Source organism: Streptomyces sp. NPDC023573, assembly GCF_055559735.1.
On record NZ_JBVHKB010000007.1, the window covers coordinates 489,813 to 496,163 of the forward strand.

The 6,351-nt window shown below is 75.1% G+C and carries 3 protein-coding genes and 1 pseudogene; all 4 read right to left on the reverse strand.

Annotation, left to right across the window (positions count from 1 at the left end; genetic code table 11):
* Position 1: 1 nt before the first annotated feature.
* Complete coding sequence (locus ACZ32T_RS24570; RefSeq protein WP_467368989.1) at positions 2 to 4,516, reverse strand: HEAT repeat domain-containing protein; 4,515 nt, start codon at positions 4,514 to 4,516, stop codon at positions 2 to 4.
* Positions 4,517 to 4,525: 9 nt separating this feature from the next.
* Complete coding sequence (locus ACZ32T_RS24575; RefSeq protein ID WP_467368991.1) at positions 4,526 to 4,975, reverse strand: helix-turn-helix domain-containing protein; 450 nt, start codon at positions 4,973 to 4,975, stop codon at positions 4,526 to 4,528.
* A 97-nt stretch (positions 4,976 to 5,072) separates the two neighbouring features.
* Positions 5,073 to 5,762: a class F sortase gene (locus ACZ32T_RS24580; RefSeq protein WP_467368993.1), complete on the reverse strand. Its 690-nt coding sequence runs from the start codon at positions 5,760 to 5,762 to the stop codon at positions 5,073 to 5,075.
* Positions 5,763 to 5,881: 119 nt separating this feature from the next.
* Positions 5,882 to 6,351, reverse strand: a pseudogene (locus ACZ32T_RS24585) (hypothetical protein); the annotation flags it as partial.

Below are 6,351 nucleotides of genomic sequence, written 5' to 3' on the forward strand. Positions count from 1 at the left end.
CTCACCGGAGGGGCGGCGCGCCGCCGGACCCGGTGAGCCGGTCCAGGACGTCTGTATAGCGCGAGCGCTTGTCGGGACGGGCCTGGCCCGCGGCGTGCCGCAGAGCGGGGACCGCGGCTCCGCCCATCAGCAGCAGCCCCTCGGCGGCCTCCTGGCGGACCGCCGGATGCGTGTGGCCGAGCAGAGCGACCAGCGCGGGAACGGCCGGCTCCCAGGCGGCATGGCTGAGCGTCCTGATGGCCGTGCGTCTGACGTCCGGCTGCGGGTCGTCCAGCAGGACGGCCGTGTGGAGCAGGTGGGCCGGCCGGTCGAGCATGGTGCGCGAGATCCGGTGGGCGTGCAGCCTGACCTTGGGCCGGGGATGGGTCAGCAGCTCACCGATCACCTCCTTCAGGGCGGGGTCCGGGTCCGGCGCGCGGCCGGTGTGCTCCTCGGCGAGGCGGGTGAGGGCCCTGCGTATCTGCTCCGGTCCCCCGGTCCGGGCCAGGCGGAGCAGTTCGGCACGCCCGGGCCGGTGGACCGCTCCGGCGGGAGCCGTCGTGCGGGGGACAGGGCCCCCGTCCAGGAGAAGCCTCTCGGCGAGGTCGTCCCGCCCCTCGGCGCACAGCCGCTCCCGGACTCTCGTCCTGTCCGGGGAACCCAGCAGCGGCCGTCCCGCCAGCAGGTCCAGGAGTCCCCAGGCTCCTGCCTCGATCCGGGGCAGGAGGTGCTCCGCCAGGACTTCGGCGGGCGCCGCCCGCAGGGCGTGGGCGGCTTCCGCCCGGAGACCGGCGGGGCCGTGCTCCCACCATCCGAGCAGCAGCGGGATCAGGGGCACGAGGTCCCAGGGGCCCAGGTGCGGGGCGAGGCCGGTCACCCTGGCGGGCACGACCTCCTCCCCGCTCAGCTCCTCGGGGGCGACGGTGGCCAGGGCGCGTGCCAGGCGCTCTCCGGGCGGCAGGCCGACACGTCCTCGGAGGTGGGCGTCGAGGACCGCCCGGGCCGTATCCGGCTCCGGCCAGTCCAGGAGCTGCCGGGCGGCGCCGGATCTGCGGCCGGGGTCGGGTGCTTCCAGCAGGTCCATCAGCCGGGTGCGCCGCTCGGCGGAACGCGGCCGGCCGTGGTCGTCGCGTACGACTTCCGAAGCCGGGCCCGTCGGCTCCGAGAGCGTCCACGGGGGCGCTCCCAGCGGCTGAATGCCCGTCATCCAGTCGACGAGGAGGGCGCGTACACCGTTGTCGTCGGCCTGGGAGTAGGCGTCGACGAGGGCGCGAAGGCACTGCCGGGAGTCCCCTGCGTACGGGACACGGCGCCGGAACTCCTCCAGAGCGCGGCGGGTGCGGAGGGCCAGGCGCAGTGCGGACCGCCACGCTTCCGTCTCCTTGCCCGGCGTGGGCGGCTCCTCCGGGATACCGAACGCCTCACGCAGTACGGCGGTCTCGGCCTGCTGTACGTCGTCGTCGAGGCGGGCGGCGGCCAGGGCCCGGTCCAGGTCGCCTCTGACCGGAACGGCGTCGCAGGCGCGGAGCAGCCGCAGCGCCGGCACGTGCTGTGGGGGCGTCATGGCCCGTACGGCGTCGGCGAGCGCCATGCGCTCGGGCCAGGGCAGCCGTGGCGCCACGGCCTGGAGCACGGCGAGGAGTCCGGCCCGGTGTTCCCGCTGACCCGCGAGACCGTCCGTCAGCACCTGGACGGAGTCCGCCATCTTCTCCAGTTCGTCGGCCGGCCACGGTGCGGGGCACAGCCGCAGCACGAGGCCGATGACCCGGTCGCGGGCGGCTTCCGGTACGGACCGGGCCAGGCGGAGCCACTCCGCGAGCATCGGCCGCAGCTCCCTCAGGCGCTGCGGCGGCAGCGCGTCGGGGCTGTCCGCCAGGCACAGGGCGACCGGTGCGCTCCAGCCGTGGCCGACGAGCCGGGCTGCCCATGAACCGGCGTCCCCGGCCGACGGACGGCCGGGCGGTGTGATCCCGTACGCGGCCGACAGCTCCGCGAGGCCGGCGGCGCTCCCCGCGCCGAGACGGATCCGGCCGTCGGCCACCGCGGCGAGCAGATCCGGCACGAGCGGGGAGCTCTGATCGGCCAGGGCGACGACCGTGCGGGCGGTGAGGTCGCCGGTGAGGGCCCCCAGCAGCCGCGTGCGCTCACGGATGTCCCCGGTGCGCGCCGCGGCGGCGAGGACCGTGGCCGTGCAGGCGTCGCCCAGCACCGCGCGCAGCGCGGCGGCCAGTCCGGCGCGCAGCCCCGGGTTGTCGTTGCGGCCGAGGGCGCGTAGAAGGCCGGGGACCGCGGCCGGTGTCCCGGCGCTCGCGAGGACCGACGCGGCGGTCTTCCTGATGTTCATCGTGGGGTGTTCCAGGAGTGCGGTGATCGCCGGGCAGGCCCAGCGGGCCTCCGCGTGGCCGAGGGCCAGCAGCGACTGGCGTACGGTCTGGATGTCCTCGGCCCGGGTCAGGGCGATCAGTGTGGCCGACAGTGCCTGGGCGTCCTCGCCCGCCGCGCCCGCGGCCAGGGCGGCGATCGTCTGCTTGCGCACATGCGGATCGCGGTGGCGGAGCAGCCGGTGCACGCGGGGGCGGGTCTCCGCGGAGGGCGTGCGCCGCAGGACTTCCAGGAGGACGGACTGCTGACGGGCGGACAGGTCCGGCCGGTCCAGCAGGTCGAGGACGATTCCGGCCATGAGCGCGTCGCCGGCCTCCCGGGCGTCCCGGGCACCGAGCAGGCAGGACGGCCTGATCCTGCGGCGTTCGTGCAGGCGGCCGCCCAGACCGCGTACGGCGTCCACGATCTCCTGGGGGATCACGGGCTCCGTGGCACGGGCCGGTTCCGGGTGCGGGCCCGTCTCCACCGTCTCCCATGACGCCGCCAGTTCGCTCACGGTCCTCAGCAGCAGGCCGGTGAGGGCGGGCAGAGTGGCGGCGCTCCCGCGGGCCGCGAGCGCGCACAGCGCCGCCACCGGATCGGCCGGTTCGGGACCCGCGGCCAGCAGGGCCAGTTCGCGCTCGTCGGGGGCTCCGAGGTCGGCCGCGACGGCCGGTGGCGGCGCGGTGGGACCGACACGGGCGAGCAGGCGGCGCCGGAGGTCCGGATCGGTGTTCAGCTGCCACAGGAGTTCGAGTGCCCGGTGGCGTACGGGACGGAGGAAGGGCGCGATGCCACGTCCGTCGGGCTCCGGGCCGAGCGCCTCGGTCAGCGCCGCGACGGTGCGGTCCCCACCGATGGCTTCGAGCGTGTCGAGGGCGGCGGCCGGGACACGGGGCAGCAGCGCGAGGACGGCCTCCTCGGCGTCCTCGTGACGGAGTGCGCGGATCGCGCCGAGGAACGGCGCGGGTACGCGGGCGGAGGGCAGCAGCCGGGTGACGGCGGCCCCGATCGGGAGGTCTCCCGTCCCCTGCCCGGCCAGGGCGACGAGCAGGTCGAGCCGGCGTGGCGCGCCCGGGTCGTCCGCCGGGGCGTCGACGAGCAGGTCGAGGACCGTCCGGCGGCAGGTGTAGAGGACCGTCGCGACCGTGCGGGAGTCGATCGAGTGATCGGCCAGCGCCAGGCCGACGACGGCCGGCGCCTGCGACGCGTCGGGGAAGTGCCCGCGCCTGTGGAGCCCTTGCAGACAGCTGATCGCGGGTCCGCCGAGCAGCAGTGGGTCCTGGGCCGCGATGTCCAGGAGCGCGCCGATGTCACCGCGTTCCGCCAGGTCGCCGAGGAGTTCCATGGCCAGTCGGCGTACCGCCGGGGGTGCGGCGGGGTCCGCCGCCGTACGCCGCAGCAGCGCCCGGTGCCCGTGCCGGGCCGCAGCGGTGAGGGCGCGAGCCGTCACCCCGAGCGGCCGGGCGGGGTCGAGATGCGGGGCGAAGAGGGTGGCGGGAAGAGGGTCGGACGCCGCCCAGGGTTCGGCCAGTTCCTCCAGGGCGGCAGCCGCGACGGCCGTGTCGTCCCGATCCGAGCCGAGCAGCCCGGCCAGATGGTCCCTGGCGAGGCCGGGGGCCAGCAGGCCGGCGTGCAGGCCCTGCCGGATCAGCCGGACGGCCTCCGCACGCACGGCGGGGTCACGGGTCTCCAGAACCTCCGCCACGAGCCGGTCAGGCCGGTGGGCGTCCCAGGCGTCGATGGAGCGCACGGCCTGGTGGAGCACTTCGCCGGGCGGCTCGTCCCGCAGCGCGGAGGGGTCGGTGAGGAGGTCGGCCCGCAGCCAGGCGATCCGTACCCGTTCCGGCATCGGGACCGTACGCCAGGCGGGCAGTCCGCGCGGGAGGTGGATCCCGAGACGCCCGTGGAGCCCGGCCAGGAGGAGCGACTCGTCCGGCGACTCGGGAACGTCCGGCGGCAGCAGCTCCGCCAGCTCGGCTGCTTCACCGGCGGACAGGTGGGGCTCGGCCGCCCGCTCGGCGAGGAGGGCGAGCCCCAGATGCCTCGAACGACGGTCCGCGTGTCCGGCGAGCCGGCCGAGCTCGGAGACCGCGCAGAGGTCCACCGCCATGTCACGGCCCGGACGGTCGGTGTGTCGCTGCTGTATCCGCACGCCGGCGGGGCTCGTGGTCACCCCGGGATGTTAGGTGCGCGGGGGACGGCCCAGCCAGTGGATACCGGTGGCGTCAGCGGAGGGCCGGGCATCCACCCCGACGCGGGACGCCAGTTGCTCGCGAAGCCGGGTGAGGCGGGCGATCTCCGAGTCGAGGACGGCCGGCCTCCGCGCGGCGACCCCCGGGCTCTCCGTGCCCCCCGTCCCGGATGCGCCGCAGCGCTGCGGCGGATCGTCCATCAGCAGGTCGAGACGGTCCGCGCAGTGGCTCAGGTCTTCCACGGTGAGCCCAAGGGACAGCAGCTCGCGGATGAATCCGACCCGGGCGGCATCGCGTGCGCTGTACTGCCGCCGCTGCCCCGTGGTGCTGCGCGTCGGAGGAGGCAGCAGCCCTCGCTCCTCGTAGAACCGAAGCGCCCTCGGTGCGGTCCCGGCAGCCGTCGCCGGTGCGGCACGCGGCAGGGACGGGCGGGCGGTCATGGGCGGACTCCTCGTCTGCGTGCTCCGGGCCCGGCCGGCCGGGAGCACGCAGACGCTAAGCCCTCACCCGTACGTCAGGGGCAGGGGCCGGACCGCCTCAGGGGCTCTTGGTGGAGGCGAGGTGCGCGAACACCACCACATTGTCCTCGTAGTCCTTCTTCTTCTTGTCGTAGACACCACCGCAGGTGATCAGCCGCAGCTGGGCGGTGCCGTTGTCGGCGTAGACGCGGTCGTCAGGGAAGTCCTCCTTGCTGAACGTCTCGACCGAGTCGACCTTGAACGTCGCGACGGCGCCGTCCCGGCGGGTGATGTCCACCGTGTTGCCCGCCTTGAGCGTGCTGAGCAGCAGGAACACAGCGGGACCGGTCTTGGTGTCGACGTGCCCGGCCACCACCGAGGTGCCGCGCTCGCCCGGGGTGGCGCCGTCCTTGAACCAGCCCGCGAGGTTCGCGTCGTGCGCGGGCGGTGCGTCCAGCTGTCCGGAGGGGCCGATCGACAGGGGCGTGAAGGGAGCGTCGACGGCGATCGACTTGATCGAGATCCGTTCGGGCTCGGACCGGGGCAGCCCGAGGCCGGCGGGCGGCGCGGACGCGGACGGTGTGGACGAGACGGGGGCCGAGGCCGCGGGGAGGGACACCACGGCAGGGGCCGGCGGGACTCCGGCCGACGCGTCGAAGGAGTTGTAGACGAGGAGGAAGCCCAGCCCCACCGCCGCGACGGGCCACAGCAGGGAACGGCCGAGGGCAGGGGAGGCGGGGGCTGGTTCTGACGGCTGCGGGGCGGCCATGCGCATGCTGCCTTTCGCGTACGGGAGGGACGGGTGGCTGTACGGGGGAAATCGGCGCGGCCACCGCCCCGGAGAGGGCGGCGGCCACGACGGATTCGATCAGCAGTGCGGAGCGCCGGTCAGGCGGCCGCCGCACCCGAGGCGTTGCGGCGGCGCAGCTTGTACGCGACGGCACCCAGGCCACCGAGCATCAGCACCGAACCGGCGGCCAGGCCGCTGCCGGAGAGCGCCATCGCTCCACCGCCGGTGTGGACGCCACCCTCGGGCTTCTCGTGCTTCCAGGTCTGCTCGCTGTCACCGGAGCCGGAGCCGGACTCCTTGTCCTTCTCCCAGTCGTCAGCCGACACGCCGGCCAGCGCACCGCCACCTGCGTGGACGCCACCCTCGGGCTTGTCGTGCTTCCACGAGTCCGGCTTCTCGCGGTCGTCGTTGCTGCCGGAACCGGACTCCTTGTCCTTGTCCTTGTCCTTCTCCCAGTCGTCCGCCGACAGACCGGCCAGCGCACCGCCACCTGCGTGGACGCCACCCTCGGGCTTGTCGTGCTTCCACGAGTCCGGCTTCTCGCGGTCGTCGTTGCTGCCGGAACCGG

Bases quoted from the DNA above. Each gene is read 5' to 3' on its own strand.
- ACZ32T_RS24580 (WP_467368993.1), bottom strand. From the start codon at position 5,762: ATGGCCGCCCCGCAGCCGTCAGAACCAGCCCCCGCCTCCCCTGCCCTC.
- ACZ32T_RS24575 (WP_467368991.1), bottom strand. From the start codon at position 4,975: ATGACCGCCCGCCCGTCCCTGCCGCGTGCCGCACCGGCGACGGCTGCC.